We start from the raw sequence: 20,906 nt of genomic DNA, 5'->3' as shown, positions 1-20,906 counted from the left end.
TGGGGGCTGTCGCCAATCAGTATTGGCGGCTGTAGTCTACCAAATTGCGCGAAGGGACTCCCGACTGCAGGTAGGACTGCATATTTTCTGTGAAAATATCAACCAGCCTGTCTGCGTAACGGTCCGTTGCCCCGGCGCAGTGGGGGGTGATGATTACCTGCTCCATGCCCCACAGCGGATGCTCCTTGGGAAGCGGCTCGGTCTCGAACACATCAAGGCCCGCACCGGCCAAATGTCCGCTGTTCAGGGCTGTCATCAAATCCTCTGTATGGGTGGTGGCTCCGCGGCCAATATTAATATAATACGAGCCTTGCTTGCATGCGGAGAAAATCCTGGCATCGAAGATCTGCCGCGTCTCATCGGTGAGCGGCAGAGTGTTGATAATGAAATCTCCCTGGCCTACGGCATCCGCCAGCAGTGCGGTAGTGTAGACCTTGTCGAAGCCTTGGGCCGCTCTGCCGGAACGGCTTACACCGATCGTCTCCATGCGGAACGCCTTGGCAATTCTTGCCGTTTCAGCGGCAATGGCACCGGTTCCGGCGATAACGGCAGTTTTGCCGGTCAGCTCGCTCTCGCTGCCGTCCGAATGCCAATCGCGGTTCTGCTGATTGCGCACAGCGGTATGCAGGTTACGGGCGAACATCAGCATGAAGCCGATAATTACAGCCGCAATCGGCTCGGCGTGGACGCCGCTGGCATTTGTCAGCAGGATGCCCTTCTTCTCCAGGTCTTCAAGCGGGAGCTTCTCGACCCCGGCCGACCAGGACTGCAGCCAGCGCAGCGGCGACTCCGGCTTCAGCAGCGTGCCGCTGATTCCTTTGGCCCACCCAATCACAATTTCCGCTTCGGCAAGCAAGTTCAAATCAGGAGACTTGGCATTGGCCAGAGAAAGGGTATAACCTGGAGCAGCGGCACAGATCAGCTCCTGCTGCTCTGGTGTAAGGGACTGCAAGCAAACAATAGATTTCGTCATGAGGATTCCCTCCCGTTATACTATATAAGAATAAGGATAACAAATCTGCCTGGAAAGGTGAAATTGCAATGGAACGTACCCTGCCTGGCGCTGACATCGAGCGGCTGTTTATTGCGGTCAAGCTGCCTGCGATGCTATCCGAATTGCTGCGGAATGAATGCGCTGCATTGTCTTCAGAGCTGAAATTTGCAAAATGGACACATTTTGAGGATTATCATATTACCCTGCAGTTTCTCGGAGACACACCCAAACCGGAGATTCCGGCTCTCCTTGAGGCTTTGAGGAAGGTATCTGAGGAGGGTTCTCCGTTTCAATTGCAGCTTGCGCAGTGGGGAGTCTTTGGCCTCCCTGAAGCGCCAAGAGTGCTGTGGGCGGGCATTTCCGGAGATTTGGAGAAGCTGAACAGCCTTCAGCGGAGCGTGGTTTCCTCGACCCGTCCACTAGGGTTCACTCCCGAAGCGAGGGCGTACAACCCCCATCTTACACTTGCGCGGAAATATCGGGATGAGCGTCCCTTTAGTATGGAAAGACTGGAATCTTTATCCTCTGAGAGGCTGCCAAGGGATGCTGAATCAGGGGTGCTGGACTGGACGGTGGACGGTTTTTTGGTGTATGCTACCAGGATGCATGCCATTCCTATGTATGAATTGATCGAAAAATTTACATTTTTCAGATGAAAATCGACAATAAAGTTTTCAAAGCTTCCATTTTCGGTTACATATTATAGGAATGTGCCGTAAAACAGGAGGTAAATAATGGTAATCTTTAAGCAAAACCGCTGCATTGCGCTGCTCGTTGGCGTTATTCTAGTGTGTTTTTCTTCGATAAGCTTGCTGGGCAACGAAGAAATCGTAAAAGGGAAGAATTCGGCTCGAACAGATAAATTACAGTCAAGCGGCCAAGCCGCTGCCTTACTTATTCCCGTGGCAACACCAGCATCCTCACAGAGGAGCAGCAATAATACGTTTAGGCCCATGCTCTACACCACAGCCGCCAATCTGGGACAAGCTCAGAAATTCCGGCAGCCCGTGGAATGGATCAGTCCGGATAACCTGAAGCCGAAGGGCACAGCATCCCATACTGATATTCTTCGGCGGAAGGCCGCTGTGGTGAAGACAAGCCCGCCCGTAGCGCAGCAAGCGCTCAGACAGGCGGAGGGCAAGGGGAGCCAGACCGTAAATAATAAAAACACGGCAATTCAGCAACATCCCCCCACAAAATTGTTCTTCTCCCGGACAAAGCTATTAAGCCAGGCGCAACGAAGTCAAGCCACCTGGAGCTACGCTGTATCCGAAGAAGACCTGCTACTGCTGCGAAAAATCGTTATGGCAGAAGCAGAGGGTGAACCGTACCAGGGCAAGGTGGCAGTCGCCAACGTTGTTCTGAACCGGCTACGGTCAGCCAATTTTCCCGACACCATTCATGATGTAATTTATCAAAAAAGACAATTCAGTCCTGTTGCCAACGGGCGTCTTAACCGTGTGAAGCCAAATGCGGATTGTATTAGAGCTGTAAATGCTGCGCTCTCCGGAATAAAGGCGGTTACCGATGATACGTATTATTTCCTGTCGCTGAAGCTTGCCCAGGATCTGACTGTGCACCATTCCCAGAAGTACGCCAAAACAATCGGCAATCATACTTTTTATAAGTAAATCAGAGGTTAACTGAAGCAAAACAAAGGGTGTCCTAAGGCCATTTATTATGGCTTTGGACACCCTTTGTTTAAATAGGAGAATCTAGGGAGTGACATACACAGCCTCTTCATTCCGGGCCTGGGCGGCAGCGCGTGTGCCGCGCAGCTCTGCTGCTGTCCCGCCCGCCGGCTTGCCCAGCAGCTCCAGTATGGTTGAAGCGCAGTGGCTCGGCTGCTGCCGCTCCGGTGCGAGCCGCCGTCTGCGCAGCTCCTCAAGACTGGTGTATTCCCGAAGCAGCATCGAGAACCATTTGTTCACTACGTCTGAATCCAGCTCTTCGGCCAGTCCCAGCTCCACAAAATATTGACAGTTCTTCTCTTCCTGGCCGGGAATAGCGCTGTAAAAAAGCATTGGGATGCCTTTGGCCTGGCCTTCCGTGCAGGTCATCCCGCCGGGCTTCGTAATGAGCAGATCGGAGGCATCCATCAGCTTGTTGATTTCACTGGTGTACCCTAGAATCTTCACGTTGGGATGGTTCAGCAGCGGATTGGTCCGCATCTTGGCAACTAGCTTGTCATTGCTGCCCATGCAGAAGATCAACTGGATTTCATCCATCCGGGCCGTGAGCGAGCTCATGACATCCTTGCCGAACATCAGACCCCAGCCGCCACCCATAATAAGCACTGTGGGAATGTTGGCGAGTCCCAGCTCCTTGCGGAGCATCGTTTTGTTCGAACGCTCCCAGAATTTCGGATGCACCGGAATGCCGGTGACCATAACCTGCTCGGGGCAGATCCCCCGTCCGGTCAGAATGGACTTCACACGGGATGTAGATACGAGGTAGCGGTTGACCTCGGCATTGACCCAGCTTCCGTGCGCGTCATAATCCGTAATCAGCGTGTAGAGCGGCACATCCAGCCCTTGCTGCTTCAGTCTGGAAATAACGGCAGCGGGAATTGGATGCGTGCAAATAATCAAATCGGGCTTAAGCTGCTCAATAACCTGTGAGGCATGTGTATAAAAAATCCGGTGAAGCGCCATCTTGGTCAACCGGTTCAGTGATTTGTGATATTGTGTCTTATACATCATGCCGACCAGCTTCGGCTGGCTGCTGACTGTTTTGCGGTAAGCTGAAAGAATCCAGGGAGCGACCGTAGGATTAAGGAACTTCCCCAACTCAATGACCCGGCACTGCACATCCGGACTGAGCCGCTTTATACCTTCGGCCAGAGCATAGGCTGCCCCTGTATGGCCCGTACCGAAGCCTTCCGAAAACAGCAGTACTCTTTTCTTTCGCATAAGTTCACCTGCTACTTTCCTTCATAGGATCAATCTTCTTTTACTATTATACTAAGGAACTTGCTTCTTTTCTCACATTATACAAATAAGACGTAAATAGAAAGTTAAAACACTGCAAAAAGAAAAAAAATAAAGATTTCTCCCAAGTATTGCAAACAGAGTGGCAACGTGTTAAAGTGAGTTGTGACCAAGTGACCGGAATAGTAAAATGGTCAATAAGCGGCGGTAACGATATTTCCGGAAGAAAGGGAGTGTAAAGGTGGCTGTGGTGGATCGAAGGCAACAGGTGCTTCAGGCCGCGACAAAGTCATTTTCATTATTCGGCTACAAAGCAACAACAATGGATCAGGTCGCCAAGATTGCAAATGTCGGCAAAGGAACGATCTACACCTTCTTCGCAAATAAGGAACAGTTGTTTGATGAAATTCTGCGTGAAGTCATGATGGATATAAAGTCTATCGCTGAGCGTGAAATCAAGCGGGACCGGCCTTTTTTTGATAATCTGCGCCGTGTTCTTGATGCCGTGCTGGAATTTCGCAGTGAACATGAGCTGTTCGTCAAGTTGTCCCAGGAAAGCCGTGATTTCGGAACCCCGCAGGCTAATGACGGTCTTGATAAGCTTGAGAATGTGATCCTTGAATATTTGCAGCGGGAGGTGGAGTATGCGATAGATCATGGAGAAGTTAAGCCTTGCGACTCCAAGATTGTATCACTGGTGATGTTCAGACTGTATATCGTGCTGACAGCCGAGCTCAACAGAGTGCATGTGCCTTTGACGAAAGAACAAATCACAAGCTATTTTCATTTGTTTCTGGCTGAAGGGTTGGCACAATAGCGTAATAAGGTTTTGATGGTTGGCGATAGCCTCAAACGACTCCGGCAGGAGTTTTTCTTTGCTCTCGATTGACTACTTGGGGAAAATAGTCACCTGGTATTACGCAAAGTTTCAAGAAACTAGCATTTGTAAGATTTATAGCATTTTAAAGAGAGCATATGATCAGAAGGAGAGAACCAGAATGAAATCTTTATCCGTATTTGCCAAGGACCTGGGCGCAGCGCTCAAGAAACCCAAGGTGCTGATTCCGATGTTTGTTGTCCTGTTCATTCCGGTGCTGTACAGCGGATTGTTCTTGAAGGCATTCTGGGACCCGTATGGCAAAATGAATGAGCTGCCGGTGGCCGTAGTTAATGAAGACAAAGGTGCCGACTATGAAGGCAAGAGCCTTACTGCCGGGAACGATCTGGTAGAAGAGCTTAAAAAGACCGACGGGTTCAAATGGAATTTCGTGACTCGTGCACAGGCGGAAGCCGGTCTGAAAGACGAAACTTATTATATGGCTATCGTGGTTCCGGAGGATTTCTCCGCGAATGCAACCACGGTGCTCGATGAAAATCCGCAGCCGGCCAAAATCATCTACGAGCCAAACGAAGGCTACAACTTCCTGGCTGGTCAGATCGGCGGTACTGCTGTAAAAGATATCAAGACTAAAGTATCTGCCAAAATTACCGAAGCTTATACCAACTCTGTTCTTGATAAAATCACTGAAATCTCCAGCGGGCTTGGCGAAGCCGGAGACGGTGCCACCAAAATTGCAGATGGCGCCACTAAGCTGGACGACGGCGCGCTTAAGCTGAAGGATAACCTGCTTGTGCTGACTGAAGGCACTGGCAAGCTGCTGGACGGTGCAGCGCCGCTTACAGAAGGTGTGGCAGCACTGAACAACGGTGCAGCAGCAATCCAGACCGGCAGCAGCAAGCTTGCCGGAGGACTTGAACAACTGTCCGCAGCGCATAAGCAGCTCCAGGACGGTGTAGCGAAGACAGCAGACGGCAGCAAACAACTGAGTGCCGGTCTGCAAAAGACGGCTGACGGAGCGGCGGCGCTGCAAGCCGGTACGAAGTCGGCTGTAGACGGCACAACCAAGCTGCAAGCCGGTACACAGTCCGTTGTAGACGGCAGCGCGAAGCTGGCTGCGGGATTGACATCTTCCGAGGACGGCAGCGCGAAGCTGGAAGCCGGACTGAAGGCCTCGAAGGACGGCAGCGCCAAGATTAGTGCAGGAGCCAAAGCGGTAGCTGATGGCCTGCAGCAACTGGCTAAATCGAATCCGCAGTTGGCAGCAAGCCCTGATGTGCAGAAGCTGATCGCAGCAAGCACTTCAGTTGCCCAAGGCATTGCGCAACTGGATCAGAGCCAGCAGCAGCTTCTCGACGGCGCAACTGCGCTGCACAGCGGTCAGACACAACTGGTTCAGGGTGCGAACCAACTGCACGATGGATCACAGCAACTGGATGCCGGTGTAACTCAACTGCATGACGGCGCACAGAAGCTGAATGCAGGCAGCACGCAGCTTCTGGCAGGACAGCAGCAACTGCTCGCTGGAGCCGGATCGCTGGAAAGCGGCGGCAGCAAGCTTGCCGCAGGCATGAAGCAGTTCGGTGCGAAGCTGGATGAAGCTGCGGCAGGCGGCGCGAAGCTGGCTGACGGCGGCAAATCGCTGGAAGCAGGAACCACCAAGCTGCTGGACGGTGCAGGCAAGCTTAGCAGCGGTCTCAGCTCTGTAGCGGATGGATCGAAGAAGCTTAGCGATGGAGCAGGCAAGCTTAAGGATGGTCTGGATGACCTGAAGGCCGGCTCCGGCGAACTGGCATCGAAGCTCGGCGATGCCGCTTCGAAGACCAGCTCCGTGAAGAAAACCGATGCCCTTGCATCAATGTTCGCCCAGCCAGTACAGATTGAAGAGAAGGAATATACTACAGTACCTAACTATGGTTCAGGTTTTGCACCATACTTCCTGTCTCTCGGCTTGTTCGTAGGCGCACTCATCTGCACCATTGTTATTCCAATGCGTGATTCTGAAGTGCTTGGTGCAAGCCGGTTCAACCGCTTCGTCAGCCGTACCCTTACATTCTCGATGATGAGTATGTTCCAGGCTCTGATGGCTGTACTTATTGTGCTTTACGGCCTTGGACTGAATGTAGAGAACGTGCCATTGTTCTACGCCTTTACCTTCATTACAGGCCTGGCCTTCATGTGGATGATCCAGGCTATCGTTACCTGGATGGATCAACCGGGACGGTTCGTGGTTATCGTTATTCTGATCTTCCAGTTGACTACAAGCGCAGGAACCTTCCCGCTTGAGCTGATTCCGAACTGGATGAAATTCTTCAACCCGCTGCTGCCTATGACTTACAGTGTCAGAGGCTTCAAGGCAGTGATTTCCACCGGTGAAATCGGCACCATGTGGAGTGATGCCGGAACGCTGGCCGCGTACGGAATTGTCTTCCTGGCCTTGACCTTCACATACTTCATGACCCGTGAACGGGGCAGCCAAGTAGAACTGAAGAGTGAACAGGCTCTAAGCTTATAATTGAACGTTATTCAATATTCATAGGAATAACAAAAAGAACGCCCCTTTTCCGGGGCGTTCTTTTTGTTATCTTATTCCGCGGCAAATCAGGATGGAACGTATCATGATTGTGTCAGGAAATTGAATGAAGCGTTTTCATTGAATAAGCACTTATTCGTTATTTGTGCATAATTATACATAGCAAAGATTTTTTACGCTTTTATTCGCTAAAGCTGTGCCGCAAAAGCATTTGTTAATCAAGCTCATAAAAAAGTTTAAATTGCGCTCATGTCAGGTCGATGATAAAATAATATAACCAATCTGCCTTGAATATTTATTAAGAATTTACACTGAAAATTTTTCCTGGAAATTCGTCTACTTTATAATAGAAAGGTTGCGTACGATGAGACACACTGAACTGCCCGTCAAACAGGGCCTGTATGATCCCCAGTTCGAAAAGGATGCCTGCGGAATGGGGTTTGTCGCCCATATCAAAGGCAAGCCGTCCCATGATATTGTAAGTAACGCTTTGACCATGCTCTTCAACATGGAGCATCGGGGAGGCCAGGGAAGCGAACCAAACTCGGGTGACGGAGCCGGCATCATGCTGCAGATTCCGCACCGTTTCTTTGCCGGTGAAGCCAGTAAGCTTGGCTTTGCATTGCCGGAGCAGGGACATTATGGCGTGGGCATGATCTTTTTGTCTCACAACGAGGAGATCCGTAACCGCCATGAATCGCTCCTCAGCCAGATTATTGCCGAGGAAGGCCAGCAGGTGCTTGGCTATCGCGATGTTCCTACCTTTGACGAAATGCTGGGCAAGACGGCCAAGGCGGCCAAGCCTTATGTCCGTCAGGTATTCATCGGACGTTCCGAAGGCATTAAGGATGATATGGCCTTTGAACGCAAGCTGTATGTCATCCGCAAACGCGCCGAGCTGGCGATCCGCTACGGCGGCGCTGAAGAGGGCGAATCCTTTTATGTGCCAAGCATGTCCTGTCGAAAGATCGTATACAAAGGCATGCTGACCACTGCGCAGGTAGGCCAGTTCTACCTGGATTTGCAGAACGAAGAGCTGGAATCGGCGATTGCGCTTGTCCACTCCCGGTTCAGCACCAACACGTTCCCAAGCTGGGAGCGCGCGCACCCTTACCGCTTCATGATCCACAACGGTGAAATCAATACGCTGCGGGGAAATGTGAACTGGATGCATGCACGCCAGTCACTGTTCAAGAGTGAAGTGTTCGGAGAAGATCTGAGCAAGATCAAGCCGGTTGTGAATCCTGACGGCTCCGATACCGCGATGTTCGACAATACCTTCGAATTCCTGTACCTCAGCGGACGTTCTCTGCCGCATGTGGCTATGATGATGGTTCCTGAGCCTTGGAGCAACCATGACAGCATGGATGAGCAGAAGAAGGCTTTCTATGAATACCACAGCACACTGATGGAACCGTGGGACGGACCTGCCGCAATGGGCTTTACCGACGGTGTTCAGATTGGCGCGATTCTCGACCGTAACGGTCTGCGCCCTGCGCGTTATTATGTAACCAAGGATGATCTGATTATTTTGTCCTCCGAGGCAGGCGTGCTGGATATCCCTGCGGAGAATGTACTATATAAAGACCGCCTGAGACCGGGCCGCATGCTGCTGGTGGATACGAAGCAGGGGCGGATTATTTCCGACGAAGAGGTTAAAGCCGCCATTGCGACGGAGCAGCCTTACCGTGAGTGGCTGGATGAGCATCTGATCGGTCTTGATCAGCTTCCCGATGCGCCGGAGCTTCCGAATCCGAAGCATGACAATGTGCAGCAGCTTCAGCAGTCCTTCGGTTATAGCTTCGAGGATCTGCGCAAGGTGCTGGAGCCGATGGCTTCCACCGGTGCTGAAGCTATAGGGTCGATGGGCTACGATGCGCCGCTCGCAGTGCTGTCGGACCGTCCGCAGCGTCTATATAACTATTTTAAACAAATGTTCGCCCAGGTAACTAACCCGCCGATTGATGCTATCCGTGAAGAGCTGGTTACCTCTACCGCGACGACGATTGGACCTGAGCGCAATCTGCTCAAGCCGGAGCCTGAGAGCTGCCGGCAAATCTCGCTGGACTCTCCGATTCTGTCGAATGAGGATTTCGCCAAGATCCGCCACATCCGCCGAGCAGGCTTCAAGTCAATGTCGCTTCCGATTCTGTTCCCGGCTGAGCTTGGAGCTGAAGGGCTGCGCATTGCGCTGGAGCGCATGAACGAAGCGGCTGACCGTGTCATGGCTAAGGGACATAACATTCTTATCCTGTCCGACCGTGGCGTAGACCGCGAGAATGCGGCAATTCCGGCGCTGCTCGCCGTGTCCAGCCTGCATCACCATTTGATTCGCTCGGGAACCCGGACCAAGGTCAGCATTTTGCTGGAATCCGGCGAACCCCGTGAGGTTCATCATTATGCGCTGCTGCTTGGCTATGGCGTGAGTGCGGTCAATCCTTACCTGGCTTTCGAAAGTCTGGATGACATGATCGGCCAAGGGCTGCTGCGCGGCATCTCGCATGAGAAAGCCGTGAAGAATTATATTAAAGCTGCGACGAAGAGCGTAGTTAAAATACTGTCCAAAATGGGTATCTCGACAATCCAATCCTACCGAGGCGCACAGATCTTCGAAGCTGTCGGTCTGAACTCGGAATTCGTGGACCGTTACTTCACCTGGACGCCTTCCCGCATTGGCGGCATTGGCCTTGAGGAAGTGGCGGCGGAAGCCCTTGCCCACCATAACCGTGCTTTCACCGACAAAGACGGCAATGACAAAGTGCTGGATTCCGGCGGTGAATATCAATGGCGCAGCGACGGGGAAGAGCATTTGTTCAACCCGCAGACCATTCATCTGCTTCAACAATCCGTGCGGAGCGGAGATTATGGAATGTACAAGAAGTATGCAGCGCTTGTCCAGGGCGAAAGCGAGAAGCAGCAGACATTGCGCTCCCTGCTGCAGTTCAAACCGTTCAATCAGCCGATTCCGCTGGAAGAGGTTGAGTCGGCCGCATCCATCATGAAACGCTTCAAGACCGGGGCCATGTCCTTCGGCTCCATCAGTAAGGAAGCCCATGAGACACTGGCTATCGCTATGAACCGCATTGGCGGCAAGAGCAATACCGGCGAGGGCGGCGAAGATCCGGCCCGGTTTACCCGGGACAGCAACGGCGATTCCCGCCGCAGCGCGATCAAGCAGGTAGCATCTGGACGTTTCGGGGTTACCTCGAATTATCTGGTGAATGCCGATGAAATTCAGATCAAGATGGCACAGGGGGCCAAGCCGGGTGAAGGCGGACAGCTTCCGGGCCGCAAGGTGTATCCTTGGGTAGCCGAAGTACGCGGCTCTACAGCAGGTGTGGGCCTGATCTCGCCGCCGCCGCATCATGATATTTACTCCATCGAGGATTTGGCAGAGCTGATCTACGATCTGAAGAACGCCAATCCGCGTGCGAATATTAACGTTAAGCTTGTATCTGAGGTTGGTGTCGGAACCATCGCCGCAGGTGTTGCCAAAGGCCGTGCCGACATCATCCTGGTCAGCGGTTACGATGGCGGTACCGGCGCGTCGCCGATGAACTCCATCCGCCATGCCGGTCTGCCGTGGGAGCTTGGGCTGGCTGAGACGCATCAGACGCTGATGCTGAACAATCTCCGTGACCGAGTAGTGCTGGAAACGGATGGCAAAATGCTCAGCGGCCGCGACCTGGCTGTAGCCGTATTGCTCGGCGCTGAAGAATACGGATTTGCTACTGCACCGCTTGTAGCCGTAGGCTGCATTATGATGCGGGTATGCCAAATGGATACCTGTCCGGTCGGCGTAGCGACACAGAATCCGGAGCTGCGCAAGAACTTTGCGGGTGACCCGCAGCATGTCGTTAACTTCATGACCTTTGTGGCGGAGGATCTGCGGGAAATCATGGCAGAGCTTGGCTTCCGTACCATTCAGGAAATGGTCGGCCGCACCGATTGTCTGGATGCGGTCAAGGCTTCGAGCCACTGGAAGAAGAAAGGCGTGGATCTCAGCAGCCTGCTGCATACTCCGGCAATGCCGGAAGGAAGCACGCGCTTTAACAGCCAGAGCCAGAATCACGGCCTGGAAGAAACACTGGATGTATCGCAGTTGCTGGACCTTGCCGCACCGGCGCTGGAATCCGGTACGGTGGTTGAGGCTTCCCTGCCGATAACGAACGTCAACCGTGCGGTTGGAACCATTCTGGGCAGCGAGCTGACACGCAAGTATGGTGCAGCAGGTCTGCCGGATGATACAATCCGCCTGCATTTCACCGGTTCAGCCGGACAGAGCTTGGGGGCGTTCGTACCGAAGGGGATTACGATCACCGTCGAAGGCGACTCCAATGACTATGTCGGCAAAGGGCTGTCCGGCGGCAAGCTGATTATCAAGCCGTCCCCGAAGGCAACCTTTGCCGCCGAGGATAATATCATCATCGGGAATACGGCACTTTACGGTGCTACCAGCGGTGAAGCTTATATCAGCGGTATTGCCGGCGAACGGTTCGCCGTCCGCAACTCCGGCGCGAATGTGGTTGTTGAAGGCGTGGGCGACCACGGCTGTGAATATATGACCGGAGGCCGTGTGGTGGTGCTTGGCGCAACCGGGCGCAACTTTGCGGCAGGTATGTCGGGCGGTATTGCCTACGTGTACGATCCGGACAATTCCTTCATCAAACGCTGCAACCTGGAGATGGTTCTTCTCGAACGCGTGGAAGAGGCAGAGGAGATTGCCGAGCTGAAGGGGATGATCACCCGTCATGCAGAGCTTACGGACAGCAACGCCGGAAGAAGTGTTCTCGAAGCCTGGGAAGACGCTCTGACGAAGTTCGTCCGTGTCATTCCGAAGGATTACAAACGGATGATGGAGCAGATCCGCAAGGTTGAGCAGACCGGGCTCTCCGGTGATGCCGCCCTGATGGCTGCCTTCGAAGCGAACATGCGCGAGCTTGCCCGTGTCGGCGGCTAACAGCCCCGAATAATGCTCTAACTCAGATAGCCATCCGGCATCAAGCCACTGGCTGACGTTAGCCGATTATCCTGTTATCTCAGCCATACAATTTAGCATTTCAATACACGAAGGGACAACATCCTCTCCTTGCCGGGGGGAGGTTGTCCTTTTTACTATTGCTGCATTTTTTCCTAGTTTTCAGGAAAAAGGAAAGTTGTGGTAAACTAAAAATGATCTGAAGTTTTATGGAGCCGGATGAGGTGTAAGTAATGGAGGGGAAGTTTGGAACTGGAGGAGCGGTAGCGACCACCTTTGTCTGCGGATTTCCACCGCTAAGTGCGGTCATAATCAAGAAATCTGCAGACAACAGCGGCCGGAAGTCCAAACATTCCCCGCAATTACGACTAATCACCGAACGGAGCATTTGGATCTTCAGGCGCTTTTACATGGAAGGAAGTGAGACCATGCCGAACACGGCAGAAGGGGTAACACCCGTAGCAAGCCTCAGGGGTGTCACCAAAAAAATCGGCGCAAAGACGCTGGTTAGCGACTTAACGCTGGATATTCCGGCGGGGCAAATCTTCGGATTTCTCGGACCGAATGGTGCAGGTAAAACAACCACCATCCGTATGATGGTGGGGCTGATTTCCATCAGCCAAGGCGACATTCTGATCTGCGGCCGCAGCATTAAAGACCATTTTGAAGAAGCGGTTAAGAGCATTGGAGCCATTGTGGAGAACCCGGAGATGTACAAGTTCCTGACCGGGTACCAGAATTTGCTTCAGTATGCGCGTATGGTGCCCGGTGTAAACAAGCAGCGGATTCAAGAAGTGGTCGAGCTGGTTGGGCTGGGTCAGCGGATTCATGACAAAGTAAAGACCTATTCGCTCGGGATGCGCCAGCGGCTGGGTGTGGCCCAGGCACTGCTGCACCGCCCGAAGCTGCTGATTCTGGATGAGCCTACTAACGGGCTTGATCCGCAAGGTATCCGCGAGCTGCGCGATTATTTGCGCCGGCTGTGTCAGGAGGAAGGAACAACAGTATTCGTCTCCAGCCATCTGCTGTCCGAGATGGAGCTGATGTGTGACAGTGTGGCGATCATCCAGAATGGCAAGCTGATCGACGTGAAGCAGCTCAAAGCGGTAGGGTCTGAAGTGCTGCCGACGGGTGAGACGCTGTTCGAGGTCAGTGATCCCGAAGCTGCACTTGCGCTGCTTGGGACCGGGGTGCTGAGTGACGGCGGGCTTGCGGTCACAGCGGACCGCGAGGGAATTGCCGAGCTGAATGCAAATCTGGTTGCAGGCGGAATCAAGGTTTACGGCATTAGAGCGCTGTCCCGGTCGCTGGAGGATCAATTCTTGGAAATCACCGGAGGTGAAGGCATTGGGTAATTTCGCTGCTCTCATACATAATGAGAATGTCAAAATCTACAGCCGGGTACGCACATGGGTTATGCTGATCATTTTGGCAGTCATGAGTGCGCTGTTCCCGGTACTCTTTTATTATACCAGTGGTGATACATCGACGGCGGAGCTGTGGAACAGCTTTCAAATGACCGTAAGCATCGCATTTTTTCTGAACACAATTTTTACCGTTGTCATTGCCTCCGACTCCGTAGCGGGCGAATTTTCTTGGGGAACGATTAAGCTGCTGTTGATCCGCCCTTGGAGCCGCTCCAAAATACTGCTGTCGAAATACATTTCCCTGATACTGTTCAGCCTGCTGAGCACGGCTGTGCTGATTGCTTTTGGTTACGTGTCTGCGCTTATTTTCTCCAACTCATCCGGGACAGATGCATCCCCAATATCGGCCTGGAGTCCGGCAAAATATACGTTTCTGAGCATTCTGTGCAGCTATATTGAGCTGTTTCTGACGGCTGCAATTGCCTTCATGGTCTCCAGCGTTTTCCGTGCAAGCGGACTTGCGATCGGGCTGTCGCTGTTCATTATGTTTGCCAAAGATATCTTTGTCGCCATCTTCAGCCCGGAGCGGTATGAGTGGGCCAAATATCTTATCTTTCCCCACATGAACCTGGGAGGGTATCTGTTAACGGACAAAGGGCCGGGCGGGGTTAGCCTCGGGTTCGCCATTGTCGTACTGGCAGTCTATTACCTGTTGTTCATGCTGGTGTCCTGGTTCGTATTCCGTAAAAGAGATGTCGCAGCGTAAATACGGCAGCAGCGGTTAGCCTGCTTCCAGGGTGCTCTGTGCCTTGGAGCCGTGCTTCCCTGTCTTGTCCGTCTTATCGCTTACCTGAAGTCCGCCTGCATGTTCCAGGGCGGGCTCTTCAGTCATGGCTACAGAGCCGTTCAGCACACTGCCCTCCATGATGCTCAGGGAACCGGCCAGAATGTTGCCATGCAGTTGTCCGGTTCCTGTCATGATAAGCCTGCGGTCGGCAGTGACATCACCGTACACCTTGCCTGCGATAATGATCTCCTGCGCTTTGATGGTGGAGCGGACCGCTCCCTGTTCACCTACAGTCACTGTTCCCCGGCAGTGAATTTCCCCGCTGAAATTTCCTTCAATCCGCAGATTGGTGTCGCAATTCACTTTGCCCTCCAGCGTACCGCCATGTCCGATCAATGAGTCGGTAGACTTGACAGATGTTTGATGTTTGTTTTTATTCCACATGATAGATTCCCCCTCTTAAAGTATTAGTTCCACCCCTGAGTGCGGCCTTTACGGCTCCACATATCCCAATGGGTTCACCGGCTTGTTTCCTTTAACTACCTGAAAATGAAGATGGGGGCCCGTGCTGCGCCCCGTATTGCCGAGCTGCCCGATTTGCTGCCCTTTGCGTACCTGCTGTCCGGGAGAGACGAGTATGGCGTTCAAATGCATGTACCAGGTCTCAAGCCCGTTATCATGCTTAACGATGATATATTTGCCCCTTGAGCCCATTTGCTCAGCAGCGGTTATAACACCGTCCATGGCGGCGTATACAGGATCTCCGATATTGCCGGCAATATCAATGCCGGAGTGGTAGGCCGATACGCCCTTGAAGGGGTCGGAGCGGTAGCCGAAGCTGGAGGTGATCACTTTCGAGTAGGTAGGCCAGAGAACTGCCGGGGCCAGCCGGGCTTTTTCTGCCAGCACTTTTTTGGCCTGGAGCTTGGCTTCGGCGGTGTTCGCTTTGATGGCCTTTGTAATTGTCGTAGAGATGCTGTTCATCATTTCCTCAAGCATGCTGCGGATTTCCTCATAATCATCCTTCGTTTCCCGCACCAGCTCCAGCGGATCATTCTGATAGACCGCGATGTATTCTCCGCCAACCTGCGGAGCGACTGTGCTGCCCAGTGCCGCGTTAATCGCTCCTAAGCGGAAGTTCACAGCAGACAGCGTGGAAGCGGGAGGTGGCGCTGCCGCAAAGACTATACCGCTTGCGTCCTGTGAGGCTGCTGCCCCGGATAACATGGCTGTCTCTACAATTGCTGAGGCCTCGGACTGTTTGTTAGCAGAGGTCTTGGCGCCGGAGGCAGAGGTTTTCGCTTTGCCGGAGGCAGAAGCGCCGTTTTGTTTATCAATCAATGACTGCAACTGCTGCTCAAGCTCACTGACACTCTTCAGCTTGTCTTTGATGCCCTCGGCTTCCTCCGAAAGCTCGGTTACTTGACTGCGAAGCTGCAGCAAGGCCTGATCCTTGTCGGCAACCTTCATTTCCATGCGGAGATTGCTCAGGGAGAGTGCGGCTGCTTCGGCTTCAAGCTCAGAAATGGACCGGGAGGCATGAAAATGCATAGAGGTGACCAGACTGGAGATAGAAAGGGCGGCTGCGGCCGGCAGGGCCAGGGCGAGCGGCTTGGATAGCTGAAGCTGTCTGACCGGACGCCCGGCCTCGCGGACGACGAGCAGTGTAATCCGGTTCTGATCGGGCTGTTTCTTCATAGCTTCTCCTTCCTGCGGCTTGCGCAGCCGCCTTTGTGTTAATTCCGGCTTGTTTGTTCCTTGGGCTCATCCGAATCGTCCTATTACTCTATGTATTCCACGTCTGTGACGAACATGACAACGGTTTGCTTGAATATAAAGGGAGAGTAGTGGCGAAATCCGGACAATTCATTATCTATTAACCTTCAGGGGGAGCGCTGTCATGAAAATATTCGTGATTATTGTATGCTTATTTATTCTACAGATTGCGGCAATCCTGCTGCTTGAATTCCGCCGTCCTGAGCGGGCGCTGGCCTGGGTATTTGTTACCTTTTGCTGCCCGCCCTTAGGGCTGCTGTTCTACTATTTCTTCGGCCGGGACTATTGGCAGAACCGCAAGCTGGACAAAAGATGCCTATCGTTGTTCCGGGAGATTCGCTCCCATGTCACGGGTAAAATTCATATTGTGAAAAATGCGGACGACTGCGGAAATCCGCAAATTGCGGAACATAAAGAGCTGCTGTATCTGCTCTCACGGCTGTCGGAGAGTCCGGTTACCGGCCGTAACCGGTGCCGGGTGCTGTCCAGCGGCCGGGAAGCCTTTGACGATATGCTGGAAGCGATGGAAGCGGCGCGTGAGCATATCCATATGGAGTTTTATATTTTCCGTGATGATGAGATCGGGAAGCAATTTCAGGAGGTAATGATCCGCAAAGCCCGCCAGGGAGTCCGGGTGCGTCTGCTCTGCGATGGCCTTGGCAGCCATAAGCTCGGCCGGAGCTTCATTCGTACGCTGAGAATTAACGGCGTGGAGGTCCATTTCTTCCTGCCGCCGCTGACCTCACTCTTGAACCGCCGTTTCAATTACCGCAATCACCGCAAAATCCTGGTCGTCGACGGGCTGATCGGGTTCACCGGGGGCATGAATGTGGGCGATGACTATCTCGGTAAAGATCCCAAGATGGGGGAATGGCGGGACACTCATCTGCGTCTGGAGGGAGACGCTGTCTATAATCTGCAGTATGTTTTTATGAAAGACTGGCGGCTCGCAGCGGGGGAGGGCATGAGCCATCCCCGTTTCTTCCCCGCGCATCATTGCACGGAGCAGGAATCCGTACTGGTAGTTGCAAGCGGACCGGATGGAGCGCTGGATGCCTCGCAGGAGATGTATTTTGCGGCAATTGTTGCGGCCAAGCGGAGAATCTGGATCACATCGCCGTATTTTATTCCTGATCCTGCGATTTGCCGTGCGCTGAAGAACGCTGTGCTGAGCGGTGTGGATGTGAGGATCATCATTCCCGCCAAGCCCGACAACTGGCTGGTGTATTCGGCCACATTGTCGTACTTAGAGAACCTGCAGGATGCCGGTGTGAAATTTTACCGCTACAATGCAGGGTTCATGCATGCCAAGGTCATGATTATCGACGGGCTGATGGCTACGGTGGGGAGCGCCAATCTGGATATGCGCAGCTTCTACTCCAACTTTGAGCTGACGGCGGTGCTGCTCCGTCCGGAGCTGATCTCCGTGCTTGCGGACGGCTTTGAGCAGGACCTGAGGCACAGCGAGTTCATTGACCCGGTTAAGTTCAAGGGGCGGGGGGGATATGTCAAATTGATTCAAAGCCTGTGTAAGCTTTTATCGCCTCTTTTATGAAGGGAAATCCGATGTTTACATTGTTTTTCGAAGACTCTAACATGTTCCAGCCTTTTTAAAGCTCTTTTTATGATATAATGAAGGTGTGGAAGAAACTATACTTTTTATAGGGGGAGTTCTATGACTGTAAGCCAGCAAATTTTTTCGGGTGAGGGACAGAATAAACCTCAGAAATCTGAAGCCTTTAAGAGGGCCAGATTAATCCAGAGGTTCGTTATGATTGTGCTCGGAGCAGCGATGATGTCTGTTGCACTGGAAATTTTCCTCGTTCCCAATCAGTTGATTGACGGCGGAATCACCGGGATTTCCATTATGTTTTCCCACATCTTCAACATTCCTCTTGGTATCTTATTGACCTTGCTTAACCTCCCGTTTCTCGTGATCGGCTATAAGCAGATCGGTAAAACCTTTGCCTTATCCACATTATTTGCTGTAGTCCTAATGTCCATTGGCACTCAACTGCTGCATCCTGTAGCTCCGCTAACGGGGGAACCGCTGCTTGCCGCAGTGTTCGGGGGCGTTATTCTAGGTGTGGGTGTAGGTCTGGTTGTACGCTATGGCGGCTCGCTGGACGGAACGGAAATAGTCGCTATTCTGATTGCCAAGAAGCTCCCGTTCTCTGTAGGTGAGGTTGTGATGTTCTTCAACGTGTTTATTCTTACCGGCGCGGGCTTTGTATTTGGATGGAATAATGCCATGTTCTCACTGATCGCTTATTACATTGCTTTCAAAATGATAGATATTACGCTTGAGGGTCTCGATCAATCGAAATCGGTATGGATTATCAGCGACAAATACCGTGATATCGGAGAAGCGCTAACTGAGCGTCTTGGACGCGGTGTTACTTATCTGGATGGAGAAGGCGGCTTTTCCGGGGAGAACAAAAAGGTTATTTTTGTGGTTATTACCCGTCTGGAGGAAGCAAAGCTTAAATCCATTGTTGAAGACTGGGATTCCGACGCATTTATCGCAATCGGCAATATCCATGATGTTAAAGGCGGACGCTTTAAGAAAAAATCAATCCATTAGCTGCACCCGCAGAAAAGGTGCGCTGACCGAAGGAAGGTATATTTACGAAAGTCAGAGTAATCAATTCGGCGTCTTCAGATCATCTCGCCGTATTCTTATATATAATACCTTCCGTCCATAAAGTGGACGCCTGATAAGCCCGCAGCCTGAATAGGCATCTGCGGGCTTATTGCTTTTTGCGGAAGCGGCAAGGGGTCAAGGCAGCCTGGAGAGGATGGCTTCCACCGGCTGCGGCGGCACGTTGGCAATGAGGTCGCCCATGCGGCCAAGACGCTGCTCGATATTCAGCAGGTGGAAATCGGCGGGCGAGACGTTACGCTCTACCTCCTCCCACAGCAGCGGAGTGGACACGGTTGCCAGCGGCCGGGCACGCGGTGTATAGGGTGCCGCTAAGGTTTTGCCGCCATAGTGCTGAAGGTAGTCGAAGTAAATCTTGTCTCCCCGATTCTTTTTCAGCCGCTCCAGGGTGAACAGGTCGGGGCGCTTCTCGGTCACATACCGGCCGACCAGGTGGCCGATCCTGCGCAGGCTGTCAAAGGTGATCCCCGGACGGACAGGAACGATAATTTGCACACCGGTAGCGCCCGATGTCTTCGGCACAGAGGCCAGTCCCAGCGATTTCAGCACCTCGCCTACAACAGCGGCTGCTTCCATAATGCGCGGCTCAACCTCCATAGACGGGTCCAGATCAATCATCCATTCGCACGGCAGCTCGCTTCCGGCATAATGCAGGGAAGGGTGAAATTCCAGCGCCGCGAGATTGCCCAGCCAGAGCAGCTCCGGCAAGCCTTGCAGCAGAATATAGGTAATGCCGTCATGCGTTGCCGTGCGAACGAAGTCCGGGAGCGGCTCCGGCGCATTTTTCTGATAAAAGGACATACCGGGAACACCGTGCGGGTAACGGATCACTGTCAGCAGCCGGTCGCGGCAGTAGCACAGCAGATAGGGGGAGAGTGCGGCCAGCTTTTGCAGATACATCCGTTTGGTGATGCCGCGTTCGGGCCACAGCAGCTTCTCCGGGTTCGTGATGGTGATCTCTTGTCCTTCTATGGTGATGGAGCCTTTGATGGTCTGCGTCATACGGTGTTCTCCTTTAACTGGTCGATAGTGCATTCGCTCTTATCCCTAATTACAACAGCTTGGATACTTGGATGGCGGAGAGTTCCCCCATGAGTCAGCTCAAGGTATTCGACCTTAACGGTAAGCTTGGGCTCAACCCAGGTGGCTGTTTTTGAACGTTCCGGTTCATTGATGAAGGGCTTTCCGGGTATTTGCATCCTCTTGGCATTTTCAGTTATTGTTGCCCAGTCCTTCTGCGTTAATTTACCGGTACCTGCGTGGCCAATGTACACCAAATCCTGATTTTCTGAATACAGCCCCAGCAGCAAAGAGTTAACCATTGTATCTCTAAAAGTTACGCCCCCCACAACTGCAATCAGATCATGTATCACCTTGTGTTTTTTCCAGCGCCCATCCTTGCCGTTCAGACTATACGTACTGGAAAGATCCTTATACACCACCCCTTCCATCCCATATTGCCTCATCATGCTGAAAAGGGCGGCTCCATCGCGGAAATTCTGTACAATTTGTACGTTGTTTCGAGCGGTGATTACGGATTCAAGCAACTGCTGCCTGTAAAATAAGGGCCGATCCGTGACCCACTCGCCGTTATACAACAAAATATCAAAAATCATAAAGGTAACAGGGACCTGGCGGATAGATTGTTTGATTCTCTGCGGCTGCTTCAGACTGTCTCTTCTCATGACTTCATGAAATGAAGGCCTGCCGTGTTCAAAGGCTATGATTTCACCGTCCAGAATGACAGAGCCCGCGCTGCAAAATGACTCGATATCCTGAAACTCCGGGTATTGGCTCGTCCGCTCGTTCTTTTTCCGGTTAAGCAGCTTTACTTCATTGCCGTCATAATAGAGCAGCATTCTTACCCCGTCCCATTTGACCTGTGTGATCCAATTGTCGCCCGCAGGGGTGATAGAGGTGCTTATGGGCTCAAACGGGAAAATGGGCTTTAGCTGCAGGTCCGCTTTTATCATCGGGTGATCTCCTTGAAGTATTTTTGCTGTGTTATGTATCAGGGTTTCCTGATCCCTGTAAATTATTT

Annotated in this window: 15 protein-coding genes; 9 read left to right on the top strand and 6 right to left on the bottom strand. The window is 52.5% G+C overall.

What is annotated here, in order from left to right:
• Window positions 1-16: 16 nt before the first annotated feature.
• Window positions 17-973 carry a D-2-hydroxyacid dehydrogenase gene (locus B212_RS0121950; RefSeq protein WP_019913264.1) on the bottom strand — a complete coding sequence of 319 codons (957 nt, stop codon included), beginning with the start codon at window positions 971-973 and terminating at the stop codon, window positions 17-19.
• A gap of 68 nt (window positions 974-1,041) precedes the next feature.
• On the opposite strand from B212_RS0121950, the gene thpR reads away from it, so the two are divergent.
• Entirely contained in the window at window positions 1,042-1,650 is a 609-nt protein-coding gene (thpR, locus tag B212_RS0121945) for an RNA 2',3'-cyclic phosphodiesterase (RefSeq protein WP_019913263.1), read from the top strand.
• 78 nt (window positions 1,651-1,728) lie between these two features.
• Complete coding sequence (locus B212_RS0121940) at window positions 1,729-2,625, top strand: cell wall hydrolase (protein ID WP_019913262.1); 897 nt, start codon at window positions 1,729-1,731, stop codon at window positions 2,623-2,625.
• A gap of 84 nt (window positions 2,626-2,709) precedes the next feature.
• Here B212_RS0121940 and B212_RS32170 read toward each other — a convergent pair whose 3' ends face one another.
• Window positions 2,710-3,906 (bottom strand): MGDG synthase family glycosyltransferase, encoded by a 1,197-nt coding sequence (locus tag B212_RS32170; protein ID WP_019913261.1) that lies wholly within the window; start codon window positions 3,904-3,906, stop codon window positions 2,710-2,712.
• A gap of 259 nt (window positions 3,907-4,165) precedes the next feature.
• Here B212_RS32170 and B212_RS0121930 point away from each other — a divergent pair, with 259 nt between their 5' ends.
• From B212_RS0121930 to B212_RS0121910, 5 genes are all read left to right on the top strand, one after another.
• Complete coding sequence (locus tag B212_RS0121930; RefSeq protein ID WP_019913260.1) at window positions 4,166-4,741, top strand: TetR/AcrR family transcriptional regulator; 576 nt, start codon at window positions 4,166-4,168, stop codon at window positions 4,739-4,741.
• Between the two features lie 181 nt (window positions 4,742-4,922).
• Window positions 4,923-7,277, top strand: a complete 2,355-nt coding sequence (locus B212_RS0121925) for a YhgE/Pip domain-containing protein (protein WP_019913259.1) — start codon at window positions 4,923-4,925, stop codon at window positions 7,275-7,277.
• Window positions 7,278-7,659: 382 nt separating this feature from the next.
• Entirely contained in the window at window positions 7,660-12,255 is a 4,596-nt protein-coding gene (gene gltB / locus B212_RS0121920) for a glutamate synthase large subunit (RefSeq protein ID WP_028530987.1), read from the top strand.
• Between the two features lie 446 nt (window positions 12,256-12,701).
• Entirely contained in the window at window positions 12,702-13,628 is a 927-nt protein-coding gene (locus tag B212_RS0121915) for an ABC transporter ATP-binding protein (RefSeq protein ID WP_028530986.1), read from the top strand.
• Window positions 13,621-14,406 (top strand): ABC transporter permease, encoded by a 786-nt coding sequence (locus B212_RS0121910; RefSeq protein ID WP_019913255.1) that lies wholly within the window; start codon window positions 13,621-13,623, stop codon window positions 14,404-14,406. The genes B212_RS0121915 and B212_RS0121910 overlap by 8 nt, the downstream gene beginning before the upstream one ends.
• A 15-nt stretch (window positions 14,407-14,421) precedes the next feature.
• On the opposite strand, the gene B212_RS0121905 is transcribed toward B212_RS0121910, so the two are convergent.
• Together B212_RS0121905 and B212_RS35775 are read right to left on the bottom strand one after the other, a co-directional pair.
• The gene (locus tag B212_RS0121905) at window positions 14,422-14,871 is read right to left on the bottom strand and encodes a bactofilin family protein (protein WP_019913253.1); all 450 of its coding nucleotides are present in this window, start codon (window positions 14,869-14,871) and stop codon (window positions 14,422-14,424) included.
• A gap of 48 nt (window positions 14,872-14,919) precedes the next feature.
• Window positions 14,920-16,125, bottom strand: a complete 1,206-nt coding sequence (locus tag B212_RS35775; RefSeq protein ID WP_019913252.1) for a M23 family metallopeptidase — start codon at window positions 16,123-16,125, stop codon at window positions 14,920-14,922.
• Window positions 16,126-16,327: 202 nt separating this feature from the next.
• Here B212_RS35775 and cls point away from each other — a divergent pair, with 202 nt between their 5' ends.
• Together cls and B212_RS0121890 are read left to right on the top strand one after the other, a co-directional pair.
• Window positions 16,328-17,758 carry a cardiolipin synthase gene (gene cls / locus B212_RS0121895; RefSeq protein WP_019913251.1) on the top strand — a complete coding sequence of 477 codons (1,431 nt, stop codon included), beginning with the start codon at window positions 16,328-16,330 and terminating at the stop codon, window positions 17,756-17,758.
• A gap of 120 nt (window positions 17,759-17,878) precedes the next feature.
• Window positions 17,879-18,787, top strand: a complete 909-nt coding sequence (locus tag B212_RS0121890; RefSeq protein WP_019913250.1) for a YitT family protein — start codon at window positions 17,879-17,881, stop codon at window positions 18,785-18,787.
• A gap of 195 nt (window positions 18,788-18,982) precedes the next feature.
• On the opposite strand, the gene ligD is transcribed toward B212_RS0121890, so the two are convergent.
• Window positions 18,983-19,867: a non-homologous end-joining DNA ligase gene (gene ligD / locus B212_RS0121885; RefSeq protein ID WP_019913249.1), complete on the bottom strand. Its 885-nt coding sequence runs from the start codon at window positions 19,865-19,867 to the stop codon at window positions 18,983-18,985.
• A complete protein-coding gene (locus B212_RS0121880; RefSeq protein ID WP_019913247.1) occupies window positions 19,864-20,838 on the bottom strand; it encodes an ATP-dependent DNA ligase in 975 nt (324 codons plus the stop codon). Before B212_RS0121880 ends, ligD begins: the two co-directional genes overlap by 4 nt.
• Between the last annotated feature and the right edge of the window lie 68 nt (window positions 20,839-20,906).

This window comes from Paenibacillus sp. HW567, from assembly GCF_000374185.1.
Lineage (GTDB): Bacteria > Bacillota > Bacilli > Paenibacillales > Paenibacillaceae > Paenibacillus_AQ.
Note: the sequence above shows the minus strand (reverse complement) of the source record. Positions and strands in the feature narration are given on the sequence as shown.